At 72.0% G+C, this 14,268-nt stretch carries 15 protein-coding genes and 1 tRNA gene; 12 read left to right on the forward strand and 4 right to left on the reverse strand.

Annotated elements, in window-relative coordinates; genetic code table 11:
• Positions 1-494 precede the first annotated feature (494 nt).
• The 4 genes from WYO_RS03675 to WYO_RS03690 all read left to right on the forward strand — a co-directional run bounded on the left by WYO_RS03675 (position 495) and on the right by WYO_RS03690 (position 3,671).
• On the forward strand, positions 495-791 hold the full coding sequence (locus WYO_RS03675) for a hypothetical protein (protein ID WP_007559179.1): 297 nt from the start codon (positions 495-497) through the stop codon (positions 789-791).
• 183 nt (positions 792-974) lie between these two features.
• Positions 975-1,610, forward strand: coding sequence for a hypothetical protein (locus WYO_RS03680; protein ID WP_244424046.1), 636 nt, complete (start codon positions 975-977; stop codon positions 1,608-1,610).
• A 395-nt stretch (positions 1,611-2,005) separates the two neighbouring features.
• On the forward strand, positions 2,006-2,347 hold the full coding sequence (locus WYO_RS03685; RefSeq protein ID WP_007559182.1) for a hypothetical protein: 342 nt from the start codon (positions 2,006-2,008) through the stop codon (positions 2,345-2,347).
• Positions 2,348-2,393: 46 nt separating this feature from the next.
• Positions 2,394-3,671 (forward strand): DUF3829 domain-containing protein, encoded by a 1,278-nt coding sequence (locus WYO_RS03690; protein WP_007559183.1) that lies wholly within the window; start codon positions 2,394-2,396, stop codon positions 3,669-3,671.
• 130 nt (positions 3,672-3,801) lie between these two features.
• Here the strand turns inward: WYO_RS03690 and WYO_RS31440 are convergent, their stop codons facing one another.
• Together WYO_RS31440 and WYO_RS03695 are read right to left on the reverse strand one after the other, a co-directional pair.
• Positions 3,802-3,969, reverse strand: a complete 168-nt coding sequence (locus WYO_RS31440; RefSeq protein WP_007559184.1) for a hypothetical protein — start codon at positions 3,967-3,969, stop codon at positions 3,802-3,804.
• 199 nt (positions 3,970-4,168) lie between these two features.
• Positions 4,169-4,245, reverse strand: a tRNA-Arg gene (locus WYO_RS03695).
• 183 nt (positions 4,246-4,428) lie between these two features.
• Between WYO_RS03695 and WYO_RS03700 the strand changes: the two genes are divergently transcribed.
• Complete coding sequence (locus WYO_RS03700) at positions 4,429-6,600, forward strand: FUSC family protein (RefSeq protein ID WP_007559186.1); 2,172 nt, start codon at positions 4,429-4,431, stop codon at positions 6,598-6,600.
• A gap of 39 nt (positions 6,601-6,639) precedes the next feature.
• Here WYO_RS03700 and WYO_RS03705 read toward each other — a convergent pair whose 3' ends face one another.
• Positions 6,640-6,870, reverse strand: coding sequence for a hypothetical protein (locus WYO_RS03705; RefSeq protein WP_007559187.1), 231 nt, complete (start codon positions 6,868-6,870; stop codon positions 6,640-6,642).
• A gap of 348 nt (positions 6,871-7,218) precedes the next feature.
• Between WYO_RS03705 and pth the strand changes: the two genes are divergently transcribed.
• The 6 genes from pth to WYO_RS03735 are packed head-to-tail and all read left to right on the forward strand — an operon-like array spanning position 7,219 to position 11,783.
• The gene (gene pth / locus WYO_RS03710) at positions 7,219-7,827 is read left to right on the forward strand and encodes an aminoacyl-tRNA hydrolase (RefSeq protein ID WP_007559188.1); all 609 of its coding nucleotides are present in this window, start codon (positions 7,219-7,221) and stop codon (positions 7,825-7,827) included.
• Between the two features lie 41 nt (positions 7,828-7,868).
• Positions 7,869-8,099, forward strand: coding sequence for a hypothetical protein (locus WYO_RS03715; protein ID WP_007559190.1), 231 nt, complete (start codon positions 7,869-7,871; stop codon positions 8,097-8,099).
• Positions 8,059-8,556: a PIN domain-containing protein gene (locus WYO_RS03720; protein ID WP_081496925.1), complete on the forward strand. Its 498-nt coding sequence runs from the start codon at positions 8,059-8,061 to the stop codon at positions 8,554-8,556. Before WYO_RS03715 ends, WYO_RS03720 begins: the two co-directional genes overlap by 41 nt.
• Positions 8,557-8,564: 8 nt before the next feature.
• Positions 8,565-9,662: a redox-regulated ATPase YchF gene (ychF, locus tag WYO_RS03725; protein WP_007559194.1), complete on the forward strand. Its 1,098-nt coding sequence runs from the start codon at positions 8,565-8,567 to the stop codon at positions 9,660-9,662.
• A gap of 27 nt (positions 9,663-9,689) precedes the next feature.
• A complete protein-coding gene (locus tag WYO_RS03730; protein ID WP_007559195.1) occupies positions 9,690-10,679 on the forward strand; it encodes a MaoC/PaaZ C-terminal domain-containing protein in 990 nt (329 codons plus the stop codon).
• A gap of 60 nt (positions 10,680-10,739) precedes the next feature.
• Positions 10,740-11,783, forward strand: coding sequence for an aldo/keto reductase (locus WYO_RS03735; protein ID WP_007559196.1), 1,044 nt, complete (start codon positions 10,740-10,742; stop codon positions 11,781-11,783).
• A 6-nt stretch (positions 11,784-11,789) separates the two neighbouring features.
• Here WYO_RS03735 and mtnA read toward each other — a convergent pair whose 3' ends face one another.
• Positions 11,790-12,890: an S-methyl-5-thioribose-1-phosphate isomerase gene (gene mtnA, locus WYO_RS03740; protein ID WP_007559197.1), complete on the reverse strand. Its 1,101-nt coding sequence runs from the start codon at positions 12,888-12,890 to the stop codon at positions 11,790-11,792.
• Between the two features lie 160 nt (positions 12,891-13,050).
• On the opposite strand from mtnA, the gene WYO_RS03745 reads away from it, so the two are divergent.
• On the forward strand, positions 13,051-14,268 hold a 1,218-nt coding region (locus tag WYO_RS03745; protein WP_007559198.1), incomplete at its 3' end, for a DNA translocase FtsK 4TM domain-containing protein.

A 14,268-nucleotide genomic window follows, 5' to 3' on the forward strand; every position in this document is an offset into this window, starting at 1 on the left:
AGGCGAGAAGCTTGGTCATGTTGGGCGGTCCAGGGTTTCTATCTGTCGGTAAGCCTACCGGCACGTGGACCAAATAGCTGTAGTTTTACGGACACACCCAGCGATAACGGCGCGGGCGACATAGTAAACCATTTATGAAGCCGCGATGGATTGCGAAATACATTGCGCTGTACTGGGCCCTCCACCACGACCTGGGACAAACCCGGCATCCGACTGTTGCCGCTGCGACCGGATCGACGATCTCCAGACTGTCCGGAGGTGATGCGGGCGGATGCCGCTCCGCCGGAAAGCTCGGGGATGACCCATCCGGAGGGCCCGGCGCGCCTGTTGCCGGGACCGCTTCCTGCCGCGCTGGGATAGCGGGCGCCGGACCGGGGGGAGCCGCGCTCCGAGGACCATGCCCGCGCGGGTTGCCCGCACCTGTGACACCGATGCCGGGACACGGGATGAGAGACCGCCGGTTTCCCTCATTCGACAGGTGGAGACCGATCCCCATGCCCAAACGCATCTTGATGGCCGCCACGGCCGCACTCCTCGCGACCCCGGCCCTGGCCCAAAGCATCCCGACATCCCCGAATACGACGGGCCATGCCTCGCCCGGAACGCCGGGCGTCGTCACCCAGCAGCCGGGATCCACCGGCGCCGAAGACGCGGCAACCATCTCGCCGACCGGCCGGCCGCAGGACGGCGCCGCCCCCGACTCGGCGGCGGGGGGGAATGCCGGGCAGCCCTCGCGCACCGGCTCGACCGGCAGCGGCGGCGGCGGTGCCGGGAACGGTGGCGGGGGCTGAGCGCATCCGCATCGGGGCGCGGCCCCGGTGACCGCCTGACCCGACGCGCCCGGTCGTCCGCGCGCCTTCCCACCAAGGATGGCGCCGGGTGGCCGTGGCTGCCTCCGGAGGTGGAAGCCGGATCGGCACCGACCACAGAACAAGTCCGTCCGAGCACGGTTGAGCATAGGCCAAACCAACACAGTGGAGGACGCTCACATGCGACGGCTCAATCTGATGTGCGGGGCTGCAGCCCTGGCAGCCCTCACCGTCTTCCCGGCCGTTGCGTTCGCCCAGGAAGGCGGCCCGTGCTCGGACGACATCGCCAAGCTGCGGCGGGACATGGACAAGCAGGTCGGAATGGGGGCGCCCACCTCCGAGCCGGATTACGGCCAGCGCAAGGGGCCTGAGAACGCGTCGGGCCAGCAAACGGCGGGCACGACCGGCGGCACCGCGAAACCGGTGGGCACGCCGGATACGGATCGGGCGCAGCAGGGCGGCGCCTCGCGCGAGAGCGGCGGCACGCCCGGGACGGTCGGCGGCGTATCGGGCCCCGTCGGCGCGGCGACGGGCAGCGGACAAGCGGACGGCATCGCCAGCAGTCGGGTCGCGACCTCGCCGGACGATGTCCGCCGGCAATCGGAGAACCGTCCGACCGCCGCGGCCGCCGCGGCGAAGGGCGGGGATCCCAAGGCCTCGCCGGGTTTGGCCTCGGAGGACAAGGTTTCCCAGGCCAAGACGGCCCTGCAACGGGCCGTCGATCTGAACGCCAAGGGGGACCAGAGCTGCCGCGACGCGGTCAAGGAAGCGCGCAACCTCCTGCCGCAACAAGGTCAGTGAGAGCCGGATCCGCGCGCGCCACAGCTGCGCTCGCCTTCGATCGGCCCATGGCATGATTAGCCCTGCCGACGGTGCAAGCCGTCAGCAGGGCCCCGCCCTCGCGTTCCTCCAAGAGGCTCGGGTGGGGCCACGCCCGGATCGACCGGTTCGCTAGCACGCCGACGCCGCCCTCGAGCCGTTCCGTTAGATTCGCAGCATCGCGGTCGCCGGGGCCAGGATCGGCGGATATTTCCGGCGATCAGTATTCGCCCGCGCTCACGCCGCCGCGAACACAGCATTGCCCCAATCGCAGTTCCAAGAGGGACCGGAAGGGGCGCCGGCGGCGCGCCTGATCGCGGGCGGCCCGGCGCGCCGCCCTTCGGCTGCGGACCCGGATCGAAACAGGGGCGCTGGGGATGCTGTTCATCTGGTCGGGCTGGGGGATCGTGGTCGTCCCCGTCGCGCTCGGCACCGCCGTCGCGGTCGGGGCCCTGGGCGGCCTCGCGTTGCGCGCCCTCGGCCATCCCGAACTCACCTTCCTCGCCGTCAGCCTCGGGCTGTTCGCGGCCGCGGCCGCCACTTGGATGGTCGGCCGACGCCTGAACACGACGCCGCCGCGCGCACTCATCGACCCGGCCACGAACGCGCGCATCCTGCTCCGCCGCCGCCACACGCTGTTCTGGGTGCCGGCGCAGTACTGGTCCGTGCCCGTCGCGCTGGCCGCCTTCGTCCCGCTGCTGGCCCTCCGCACGCTCTGAGCGCGCCAGCCCCCACCCGCCCGACCGACCGTTCCAGGAGATGAGGATGCCGCGCGTCAGATCCGTGGTGAGGCCGCCACGGGGTCGCCTCACCGCAGCGTGTCTCGCCGCCGTGCTGGCGACGCCGGCCGCGGCCGTGACGCCACTCACGCCGGTCGGCGTGGAGAGCTGCGACGCCTTCCTCGACGCCTACGCGCAATGCGCGGCGAGCCCCGGCGTGCCGGAGCCCGCCCGTCCCGGCATCCGCCAAGGCATCAACACGATGCGCGAGAGCTTCCGGGACTCGGTGGCCCGCAACCCGGCAGCCCGGCCGACCGTCGCCTATCAATGCGCCCAGGCCCACGCGGCCGTGCGCAAGAGCCTGGTCGACGCCTTCAAGTGCGATTTCCCCGCTTTGCCCGCGGCCTCGCAGGCGCTCCTCCAAGCGGCGCCCCCCGTGGCGGCCGCGCAGGCGCCCGCCCGGGCCGCGCCGCCGCCGCAGAGTCCCGAAGCGCAGGCGGTCGCGAAGGTGAACGCCTATACGGAGGCGCAGAACCATCTGGTGCGCTCCCACCCCCTGGAGCGCCAGCTCGCCGAATACCGGCGCGACAACGAGCGCGTGCTCAAGCTCGGCACCAAGCTGGGCGCCAACGCCTGGTACCATTTCGGCATCGTCGATTTCGACGGGGTGATCGACGAGCTGGAGAAGGCCGTCGCCCTGCCGGGAAGCATCCCCGAGGTCGATCCCCAGGCGGCTCGGCTGCTGGCGGCGCTGCGCGACGTCAACCCGACCCTCAAGGCCCTGACCCGCTACCAGACGACCCGGGAATTCAAGGAGGACGGATACACGTTCGCCCGCCAGCAGCACCCGATCCTCGTGCCCAAGGTCGAGGCGGCCGCCAAGGCGATGGATGCCTACGGCACCGCCCTGTTCGAGCGCGAGCTTGCCCGCGACGAGCGGCGGATGACCGCCCTGCCCGAGGACGCCCCCGCCCGCCGGCTCCTCGCGACCAGCCTCGCCCTGCGCCGGGCGGTGCAGCGTTTCGAGGCGCTGGGCCCGAAGGCCGACGTGGCGCCGTTCCTGGGGGCTTTGGGCGAGGTCTCGATCGCCAACCGGCAGCTCGGGACGAGTCTCGACGGCATGAGCCCGAAGCCGAGCGCGTCGTGCACGGGCTACGCCGACACCGTGGCCAGCGTGATCGGCCACGGCCGGGACGTGGCCCGGGACATCCGGGCGAAAGGCGACCCGAGCCAGCCGGCGCAATTGTTCAACGACACCTACAACCGCTCGGTGCGGGATCTCGAATCCTGCCAGCGGTCCGAGACCCGCGTCCGGCCCGGCTGAGGCCGGGCCCTCCGTCGCGAACGGAAGCGCATCGTGCAGGGGGCGGTGGACCGGCACCAGCCCCCGCCGATCGCCGGGTTCCATGGCGGAGGCGACCGGTCCGAGGTCGAGCGCGCCGCCGCGGAGCAGGTCAGCCGCCGCCGATACCGGTGGTCACCTTGCCGGTCCCCTTGCAGTCCGGGCAGGAGACGGTGTCGACCTTGCCGGTCCCGCTGCACGCGCGACACAGGTTCTCGCCCGTTCCGGGCGCGCCCGGAGGCGCCTCGTCGCCGGGTTTCGCGGCGTCTGACGTGCTCATGACCTGTCTCCTCCCTGTATCGAGAGGAAACCGGAGGGCGTCGAACCCCGTTCCCGCCTCTCGGCGAACGCCGGGCGCTCAGATCACGGGAGGCGAAGGCGGCGTCCCACCCGAACACGACGCGGGGATCTGCCGGATTCAACAGGCGCCCGCCGGCCGGACAGCCCGGCGCGAGACGATGCCACCGCGTTGCGTTGCCTGGCGACCCCGGTTGGGCTCGAACCAACGACCTGCCGCTTAGAAGGCGGCTGCTCTATCCAGCTGAGCTACGGAGTCTCGGGTGCCAGCGCCCTCAAAAGCCATGGGCTTGCCCGAGGGTCAAGCGTCTGGCCCCTCGGGGCCGGGTTCGTCGCCGCCGGCACCGTCCGTGCCCGGGCGGGGTTGCGGCGCGGGAGGGATCCGGACAGGGCGGGGCGCGGTTCATGCCGGGGCGCCGCGCGCCCGAACAGGAGTCCGAGGTTGGCTGGCCCGAATCCCTCCGCATCACCCCCCGGGCGCGCCCCGCGTCGCCGGGCCGCCGGCCGGGGCAGCCTGGCTCGGCCGGGGGCGGATCTGCGGCGGCTGCCGACCGGCCTGGACCTGCGCAACGTCCGGCTGGTCGAGGGCGTGCGCGCCGCCTTCGCGTTCGGCGTCGTCATCCTGATCAACATCTGGGTGCAGTGGCCGCCGCTGCTCACCATGGCGCTGGCCGCCAACCTCGCCTGCTTCTGCGACACGGGCGGGCCGATGCGGGTGCGCCTGCGGGTGCTGACCGCGTTCTCCCTGCTCGGCGGCCTGCTCTGGGCGGGGGTCGGCCTGCTGCAGCCCCTTGGGCTTCCGGTCGTGGTGCCGGTCGCCTGCGCGCTGATCTTCGCCTGCTCGTATGCCCGGGTCTGGAGCGTGCAGGCGCAAGCGGCCGGGAACGTGCTGGTGGTCGTGCTGTGCATCGCCCTCGACCGGCCGCTCACCCTGGAGCAGGCCGGGATCGTGGCGCTGATGTTCGCGGCCGGCGGGCTCTGGGCGACGCTGCTCGCCCTGGTGATCTGGCGCCTGCACCCGTACCGGCCGGCGCACCGGGCGGTGGCCGAGGTCTGGCACGGCCTGGCGCGGCTCTGCGGCGATCTCGAGCGGCTCGTCGCCCTGGGCGAGCCCGATGCGGCCGCCTTCGACGGGCATGCGCGCGGCCACCGGCGGGGCGTGCGCGCCAGCATCGAGACCGCCCGGACCATGATCCTCGACCTCGCCCGCTCGCGCGAGCGCGTCTCCGAGCGAACCGCCCAGGCGTTGCTGCGCCTGGAGAGCGCCGAGCAGATCTTCTCCGCGCTGATCGCGGTGGCGGAGCTGATCGAGAGCCGGCCCGCGCCGAGCCGGCGGGCCCTGACCAAGACCTTCCTGCGGCGGCTGCGCCCGCTGCTCGTCACCATCGCCCGGGCGATCCGCGACGATGCCAGCCTCGATCTCGGCCGGCTCGAACACTCCATCGCCCGGGCCGCGGAGGGCTTGGCGGAGGACGCGACCCTGGCGCGGCTGGCGGAGCGGATCGTCGGACGGGTGCGGATCGGCGCCAAGCTCTCGACGCCCGAGGGCTACCGGCCGGGCGGCACCCTCACGGACGGGCGCAGCCTCGACCGCTGGACCCGCTATGTCGAGCCGCTGGCGCAGAACTTCACCCTCGCCTCGCCGAATCTCCGGCACGCCCTGCGGGCCACCGCGGTCTCGGCGCCGGCGCTCGCCGCCACGCTGACCTATGCCGGCGCGTTCACCCACTGGCTGGTGATGACCGTGGTGCTGACCATGCAGCCGTTCTACGCCGCGACCTGGCAGCGGGCGCTGGAGCGGATCGGCGGCACGGTGCTGGGCGGGCTCGCGGGGGCGGTGCTGGCCTATTACGCCACGACCCCGCTGGTGGAGGCCGGGCTGATCCTCGTGCTCAGCGTGGTCGGCTTCGCGGCGCGCCAGATCTCCTACGGCTTCTTCGTCACCTGCCTGACCCCGCTGGTGGTGCTGCTGGTCGAGCTGTTGGAGCCCGGCCACAGCTCCTGGGAGATCGTCGGCATGCGCGCCGGCTTCACGGTGCTGGGCGGCCTGATCGCGGTGGCGAGCTGCCTGGTTCTGTGGCCGATCTGGGAGCCGGACCAGGTCCGGCAGGAATTGCGGCGGGCGCTCAAGGCCCATGCCGACTTCGCCGAGGCGGTGCTGCTTGCCGCCCCCGGGGAGGCGCGCGAGGCCGCGATCTCGGCCCGCGCCCGGGCGGCGGGCCTGGCCCTCAACGATCTGGAGGCGGCCCTGTCCCGGGCCCTGCAGCAGCCCCGGGCGGGCGGCCACCCGGAGGTGGAAGCCGCCATGGTGGCGGACGCGACCCTGCGCCGGATCAGCGCCCGGCTCACGGTGCTGCGTCACGCTCCCGAGGCGGCCGCCCCGGAGGCGCAAGGCTGGCGGAGCTGGATCGCCGCCACCCTGGCCGCGCTCGGGCAAGACCGGCCGCTCCCCGAGCGGCCCGATCTCGACCGGGGCCAGTCCCTGGCCCGTCTGGTGAGCCAGGTCGACCTGCTGACCGGGACGCTGCGCCCGGGCGAGCTGCGCGCGATCGACGCCGCCGGACCGCAGGGTGAGACCGCCGGGCGCGACGGTCGGGCCGTTCCGGCGACCTGACGGGCGGCGGGCCCTGGGCGATCCGGGACCCGCGCCGCCTCAGTACCGCGGCAGGGCGTTGGCCGGGCCGCCGGCATGCGGGCCGGCATAGCGGTAGGCGGAGGCCTGCGCCGGCCGGGTCCGATCCTGCTGCAGGACGCCGGCATTCCCGGCCCAGCCCGAATAGGCCGAGGCCGGATAGGGCGAATGCTTCGAGTCCAGCCCCTGCGCGAGGGCCGGCGAGGCAGCGGCGGCAAACAGGGCGGCGGCGGCGAACATGCGCATGGTCATGAGGATCTCCTATTGTCTGCGTCTGACTTCGACGGGAAGTCATCCGGTCAACCGTGTCGAGTGAGGAAGATCGTCGGTCCGGCGGTCTTGATCGCTCCGGCTTTGCTTGGCCGAATGTGACCTCTCAACCGGGATCCTCTGCCGGCGGTTCGACCGATGCCGTGCGCTGGCGCACGGTTGGCGCGCGGTCGACCCCGAATGCTTCACGCAGGATCCGAAGAGGCCGGTACGGACGGCGCTGAGGCGCGGCGCCCGGGACCGGAGCGGGGATGCGTCGCGCGAGGAAGCGTGCCACAGACCGCCCCGAAAGGGATGCCCCATGACCGGGAGCGCGCCAGGGACTCTGCCATGCGGTTGATCGTCGGCCTCGGAAACCCCGGTTCGCGCTACGCGAACAACCGGCACAATATCGGCTTCCTGGCCGTCGACGCGATCGCCCGCCAGCACCGGGCGAGCCCGTTCCGGCACCGGTTCCAGGGCGAGGCCGCCGAGGTGGTGCTGGGCACCGAGCGGGCGATCCTGCTCAAGCCCTCGACCTTCATGAACGAGTCCGGGCGCTCGGTCTCGGAGGCGCAGCGCTTCTACAAGATCCCGCTCGGCGACGTGATCGTGCTGCACGATGAGCTCGACCTCGCCCCGGCCAAGCTCCGGGTGAAGCTGGGCGGCGGCAATGCCGGGCATAACGGCCTGCGCTCGATCACCGCCCAATGCGGCAACGAGTATCGCCGGGTGCGGCTCGGCATCGGCCATCCCGGCGACAAGGCGCTGGTGCATTCCTACGTGCTCAACGATTTCGGCAAGGCCGAGCTGCCCTGGGTCGAGGATCTCTGCCACGCGGTCGCCGACCATGTGGCGCTGCTGGCGGCGGGCGAGGATGCGAGCTTCCAGAACAAGGTCCACCTCGCCATGGCCGGCCGGGGCTGGGACGAGGTGAAGACGCTCGGCGCCAAAAATTGACACGAAAACACGGGAACACGATATAGCCGGCAGAGGCTGCCATGAAGAACGTCACCGTGACGATGGACGAGGATCTGCTGCGCCGCGCCCGCGTGGCGGCGGCGCACGAGGGCAAGAGCCTGTCGCGCTTCGTCGCCGAGACGGTGGAGCAGCGCGTCGGCCGCCCCGTCTCGCAGAGCGAGGCCCTCGCGCAGTTCCTGGCCGGACCGCCGCTTCACGTCCTCGACGAGAATGGGCGCGCGCCGTCGCGCGACCAGCTCTACGATGAGTGAGCAGAGACCCGGGGCCCCGCGCGTCTTCATCGATTCGAACATCCTCCTCTATGCCCGGGATGACCGCTTCCCCGAGAAGCAGGAGCGAGCCCGGCTCTGGCTGGCGACGCTGTCGGCGCGAAACACCGCCGTGGTCAGCCCGCAAGTTCTCGGCGAGATTCACAACGCCCTTCTGCGGGGCCGGATTCGCGTCGCGGCCGACGAGGTGCGGCGGACGACCCTGGCGATCGAAACATGGTCGCACGGCGCGACGGACCTTGAGCTCATTGCGAGCGCATGGTCTCTGCGCGCTCAGACCGGCTTCCAGTGGTGGGACTGCGTCATCCTCGGCTCTGCGATCCGGGCGGGATGTCGCTACCTCCTCTCGGAGGATTTTCAACACGGCCGCGAGGTCGAGGGCATTACGATCGTGGACCCATTCCAGGCAGGTCCTGAAACGATCATGGCGGACCATTAGGACGGATCATGGGCTTCAAATGCGGCATCGTCGGCCTGCCGAACGTCGGCAAGTCGACCCTGTTCAACGCGCTGACGCAGACGGCGGCCGCCCAGGCGGCGAACTACCCGTTCTGCACCATCGAGCCGAATGTCGGCGAGGTGGCGGTGCCGGATCCGCGCCTGGACGACCTCGTCCGGATCGCGAGTTCGAAGGAAAAGATCCCGACGCGGCTGACCTTCGTGGACATTGCCGGGCTGGTGCGCGGCGCCTCCAAGGGCGAGGGCCTGGGCAACCAGTTCCTGGCCAACATCCGTGAGGTCGACGCCATCGCCCACGTGGTGCGGTGCTTCACCGACGGCGACGTCACCCATGTCGAGGGCAAGGTCGATCCGGCGGCCGATATCGAGACCATCGAGACCGAGCTGATGCTGGCCGATCTCGACAGCCTGGAGCGCCGGGCCGTCGCCCTGGAGAAGAAGGCCAAGGGCGCCGACAAGGAGGCCAAGGAGACCCTCGACCTCGTCAACCGCGCCCTGCCGCTGCTGCGCGAGGGCAAGCCGGCCCGCCTGGTCGAGCGCAAGCCGGACGAGGAGAAGCTGTTCCAGTCCCTCGGCCTGATGACCGCCAAGCCGGTCCTCTACGTCTGCAACGTCGACGAGGGTGATGCCGACAAGGGCAACGCCTATTCGGATTCGGTGTTCGCCCGGGCCAAGGCCGAGGGCGCCGTGGCGGTGGTGGTCTCGGCCAAGATCGAGAGCGAGATCGCCGTGATGCCGGAGGCCGACCAGGCCGAGTTCCTGGAGGCGGTGGGGCTGACCGAGCCCGGCCTCAACCGGGTGATCCGCGCCGGCTACGATCTCCTCGGACTCGTGACCTACTTCACGGTCGGCCCCAAGGAGGCCCGGGCCTGGACGATCACCAAGGGCACCCGTGCGCCCGGCGCCGCCGGGGTGATCCACTCGGATTTCGAGAAGGGCTTCATCCGCGCCGAGACCATCGCGTTCAAGGACTACACCACGCTCGGCGGTGAATCCGGCGCCCGGGATGCCGGCAAGCTGCGGCTGGAGGGCAAGGACTACGTGGTGCAGGACGGCGACGTGCTGCATTTCCGCTTCGCCAACTGAGCTCCTGACCCACCCGACGAGGCTGCCATGCCGGACCCCGCGGTCGAGGATTTTTCCGTCGGCGACGTGATCGTTGGCGAGCCCCTGACGGTCGGCCGCGACGACATCGTCGGCTTCGCGCGGGCCTTCGACTTCCAGCCGTTCCACCTCGACGAGGCGGCCGCGGAGGGGACCTTCGCGGGACGGCTGATCGCGTCGGGCTGGCACACGGCGGCGCTGGGGATGCGGCTGCTTCAGAAAGGGCCGTTCCGCGGCGGCTCCTCGCTCGGCGCGCCGGGGATCGACGAGCTGCGCTGGCTGGCGCCGGTCCTGCCCGGGGACGCCCTGACGCTGACCTTCCGGGTCGTCGGGATGCGGGATTCGGCCTCGAAGCCGGGGCTCGGCTTCGCGACCGCGGAACTCGCCCTCGGCAACCAGCGCGGCGAGACGGTGCTGACCCAGCGCTTCACCTTCATGCTGGCCCGGCGCGGCACCGATCCCCTGCCGCCGCGCCCGGTGGCGATCGGCGAGCCGGGGCCCGTGACCGAGCCGGAGGATGCCGAGATCCTGCCGTTCCTGCGCGACGCCGAGATCGGGATGGTCCGCGACCTCGGCGCCTACCCGTTCAGCGCCGCGGCGATCGTGGCCTTCGCCGAGGCCTACGACCCGCAGGCCTTCCATCTCGACCAGGCCGCGGCCAGCCGCAGCCATTTCGGCGGCCTCTGCGCCTCCGGCTGGCACACCGCCGCCGCCTACATGAACCGGCTGCTCACCACCCGCGCCCGCGACGCCGCCTACACGGCCACCCGCGGCCCCGTCCCGGAAGCCGGCCCCTCCCCGGGCTTCAAAAATATGCGCTGGCTCAAGCCGGTCTATGCGGGCGACACGGTCCGGTTCAGCACGAAGCTGACCGACAAGCGCGCCTCCGCCTCCCGCCCCGGCTGGGGCCTGGCGTTTGCCCGCAACACCGGCGTGAACCAGCGCGGCGAGCCGGTCTTTTCGTTCGACAGCGCCGTGTTCCATCGCTGGGAGCCGTGAGGGGCAGCGGTTCCCGCCCCCGCGCGTTGTCGCGTCGGACACGGAAGGGATCCCGCGCACATGTATCAGAAGAAGCTCGGCAACACGGGACTGTTCGTCTCGGAACTCTGCCTCGGCACGATGACCTTCGGCGGCGGCGGCGGGATGTGGCGCCAGATCGGTGCCCTCGACCAAGCGGAAGCCGGGCGTCTCGTCGGGCGGGCCCTCGATGCCGGCATCAACTTTCTCGATACGGCCGACGTCTACGCGGAAGGTCTCTCCGAAGAGATCACCGGCCAGGTCCTGCGCGACCTCAAGGTCTCGCGCGACAGCGTTGTCGTCGCCACCAAGGGCTACGGGCCCATGGGATCGGGCGCCAACGCCCGCGGCGCCTCGCGCCTGCACCTGATCGACGCCTGCAAGGCGAGCCTGAAGCGGCTGCAGCTCGACCATATCGACCTCTATCAGGTCCACGGCTTCGATCCGGCGACCCCGATCGAGGAGACGATGCGGGCCCTCGACATCCTCGTGCAGCACGGCCACGTCCGCTATGTCGGCGTGTCGAACTGGGCGGCGTGGCAGATCGTCAAAGCGCTCGGGATCAGCGAGCGGGCCGGGCTCGCCCGCTTCGAGACGCTGCAGGCCTACTATTCCATCGCGGGCCGCGACCTCGAGCGGGAGATCGTCCCGATGCTGCGCTCCGAGAACCTCGGTCTGCTGGTCTGGAGCCCTCTGGCGGGCGGCCTGCTGAGCGGCAAGTATTCCGGCGGAACGGGAGAGGGCCGGCGCGCGAGCTTCGATTTCCCGCCGGTCGACCGGCCCCGTGCGGATTCCTGCATCGACGCGATGCGGGTCGTCGCGGAGGTTCGGGGCGTCTCGGTGGCGCAAGTGGCGCTCGCCTGGCTCCTGCACCGCAAGGCGGTGACCAGCGTGATCGTCGGCGCCAAGCGCCTCGATCAGCTCGAGGACAACATCGCCGCGACCAAGCTCCAGCTCACCGCGGAAGAGCTCGATCGCCTCGACGCGGTGAGCGCGCTGCCGGCCGAGTATCCAGGCTGGATGTTCGAGCGCCAGAACGCCCGGGCTCAGCAGCTCGCCGAGTCCGGTCGGCCCGGCGCGCGATGAGGCGGCTCACGCCGCCTTCCGGCGCTCCGGATACAGCCCGTAGAGCCCCTCTTCGCTCGCCTCGCAGATGCCGCGCTCGGTGATGATCCCGGTCACGAGGCGGGCCGGGGTCACGTCGAAGGCCGGGTTGGCCACCGGGCTGCCGGGGGAGACCACCTCGATCGTGGCGAAGCCGCCATCGGCCAGCCGGCCGGTCATGTGGGTGACCTCGCGGCCGTCGCGCTCCTCGATCGGGATCTCCTTCACGCCGTCGTGCAGCGTCCAGTCGATGGTCGAGAACGGCAGGGCCGCGTAGAACGGCACGCGGTTGTCGTGGGCGGCGAGCGCCTTCAGGTAGGTGCCGATCTTGTTGCAGACGTCGCCCGACGCCGTGGTCCGGTCCGAGCCGACGATGCACAGGTCGACCCCGCCATGCTGCATCAGGTGGCCGCCGGCATTGTCGGCGATCACCGTGTGCGGCACGCCGTGGCCGTGGAGCTCGAAGGCGGTGAGCGCCGCGCCCTGGCTGCGCGGCCGGGTCTCGTCCACCAACACGTGGACCGGCACGCCGCGCTCGTGGGCCGCGTAGATCGGCGCCAGGGCGGTGCCCCAATCCACCGTCGCGAGCCAGCCGGCGTTGCAATGGGTCAGCACCGTGACCGGCCGCCCGCCGTTCGCCGCGTGCAGGTCGGCGATGATCTGGCCGCCATGGGCGCCGATCGAGCGGCAGCTCGCCACATCCTCCTCGGCGATGCGGCCGGCCTCCGCGAAGGCGCGGGCGAAGCGCTCGGCCGGCTGGATCTGCCGCAGGTTGCCGGCGACCCGATCGAGCGCCCAGCGCAGGTTGATCGCCGTCGGGCGGGTCGCAGCGAGCGCCGCCACCGCCCGGTCGATCCCCTCCATCGAGGGATCGGCCCGCATGGCGAGCGCCAGCCCGTAGGCCGCGGTGACGCCGATCAGCGGCGCGCCACGCACGATCATGGTGCGGATCGCCAAAGCCGCATCGTCGAGCGTGGCGAGCCGCTTCAGCTCGAACGCGAAGGGCAGGCGCGTCTGGTCGATCACCTGGACGCTGACGCCGTCCGGGTCCGGGAAGATCGTGCGATAGGGCGTGCCGTCGATTTGCATGGCCGTTTCTGTGCCATAGCGAGGCGGTTTTTGCACCACCCCGCGCCGGATCCCGCGCGATCCTGGGCGCGCGGGGTCAGGCTTCCTCAACCTTAGCAGGTCGTTAAGGCCGGCATGACTAGCCTCGGGCGAGAGAGTCCCCGTTCGCGTCCGGTCCCGCATGCGCTCGCTTCGCCGTCCCGCGTCGCCCTACGACACTTACGTCGACAGCGTTCGCCCCTTCCTGGGCAAGCGCCTGACGGAGCTCGGAGGGTTCGTGCTGTTCACCGGGGCGGTCGCCCTGACCGTCGCCCTGGCCACGTGGTCGATCGACGACCCGAGCCTCAACCACGCCACCGACCATCCGGCCCACAACGTGCTCGGCCAGCCGGGCGCCGTCGTGGCCGACCTCGCCATGCAGATCCTGGGGCTCGGCGCCCTCGCCTTCGTGTTGCCCCCCGTCCTCTGGGGCGTGCGGCTGATGCGCGAGCGCGACCTGCCGCAGGGGGGCATGCGCCTGGCGCTCTGGATCATCGGCTTCTGCGCGGCGAGCGCGGTGGCGAGCGCCCTGCCCCCCACGGCCCGCTGGCCGCTCCCGACCGGGCTCGGCGGCGTGGCCGGCGACGGCCTGCTGTCGATGGCCCGGGTGATCGTCGGGGCGGTGTCCTCGGCGGCGGCTCATCTTGTCGGCTTCGTCTACGCCGCGGTGGCGATCCTCAGCCTCACCGGCGCCTGCCGGTTCGGGACCGTTGAGGAGGACTCCTTCCACGACGAGCCCTATCCCGCCCGGCATCCGGCCCTGCGGGGTCGCGACGAGCGCGAGGACGCGGACGAGCCGAGCCTCGGCCTCGTCGGGATCGGCGCCCTCGCCCAGGGCCTGATGCGGATGCGCGTCGCCCTGGCGCGGCGGATCGAGACCTGGCGGACCGGCCGGGTCGAGCCGTTCGACAGCGCCTCGCCGGCGCTCGCGGCGCGGCGCGCCTTCACGGATGCGGACCTGCCCTGGGCCGAGCACCTGCCCGAGGCGCCGCAGGCGGGCCCGGAGCGGCGCGAGCCGGTCTTCGAGGCACACGACGAGCCGGTTGCGGCGCCCGCCCGCCGGGTCGCCCTGCCGCCGGACGACGACGAGCCGGACGCGTTCGAGGCCCCTGCCCGGCCGGCGGCACCGCGCGCCCCGGAGCCGACCGCCTCGCGGGTCGCGGCGCCGGCCGCCGCGCCGGTCCCGGCCCGCCGGGCGCCCGCGCCGCAGATGCGGCCCGAGGATTACGCCCTGCCGGCCCTCGACCTGCTGGCCGCCCCGCGCGGTCCCTCGCCGGCGAGCCTGGTCTCGGCCGATGCCCTGGAGCAGAACGCGACCCTGCTCGAGGCGACGCTGGGCGATTTCGGCGTGCGCGGCGAC

Origin of the sequence: Methylobacterium sp. GXF4, from assembly GCF_000272495.1 — a bacterium.
Taxonomy (GTDB): domain Bacteria; phylum Pseudomonadota; class Alphaproteobacteria; order Rhizobiales; family Beijerinckiaceae; genus Methylobacterium; species Methylobacterium brachiatum.

Bases quoted from the DNA above. Each gene is read 5' to 3' on its own strand.
- WYO_RS03685 (WP_007559182.1), top strand. From the start codon at position 2,006: ATGCTGTTCATCTGGTCGGGCTGGGGGATCGTGGTCGTCCCCGTCGCG.
- WYO_RS03690 (WP_007559183.1), top strand. From the start codon at position 2,394: ATGCCGCGCGTCAGATCCGTGGTGAGGCCGCCACGGGGTCGCCTCACC.
- ychF (WP_007559194.1), top strand. From the start codon at position 8,565: ATGGGCTTCAAATGCGGCATCGTCGGCCTGCCGAACGTCGGCAAGTCG.
- WYO_RS03735 (WP_007559196.1), top strand. From the start codon at position 10,740: ATGTATCAGAAGAAGCTCGGCAACACGGGACTGTTCGTCTCGGAACTC.
- WYO_RS03730 (WP_007559195.1), top strand. From the start codon at position 9,690: ATGCCGGACCCCGCGGTCGAGGATTTTTCCGTCGGCGACGTGATCGTT.
- WYO_RS03715 (WP_007559190.1), top strand. From the start codon at position 7,869: ATGAAGAACGTCACCGTGACGATGGACGAGGATCTGCTGCGCCGCGCC.
- WYO_RS03720 (WP_081496925.1), top strand. From the start codon at position 8,059: ATGGGCGCGCGCCGTCGCGCGACCAGCTCTACGATGAGTGAGCAGAGA.
- WYO_RS31440 (WP_007559184.1), bottom strand. From the start codon at position 3,969: ATGAGCACGTCAGACGCCGCGAAACCCGGCGACGAGGCGCCTCCGGGC.
- pth (WP_007559188.1), top strand. From the start codon at position 7,219: ATGCGGTTGATCGTCGGCCTCGGAAACCCCGGTTCGCGCTACGCGAAC.
- mtnA (WP_007559197.1), bottom strand. From the start codon at position 12,890: ATGCAAATCGACGGCACGCCCTATCGCACGATCTTCCCGGACCCGGAC.
- WYO_RS03675 (WP_007559179.1), top strand. From the start codon at position 495: ATGCCCAAACGCATCTTGATGGCCGCCACGGCCGCACTCCTCGCGACC.
- WYO_RS03705 (WP_007559187.1), bottom strand. From the start codon at position 6,870: ATGACCATGCGCATGTTCGCCGCCGCCGCCCTGTTTGCCGCCGCTGCC.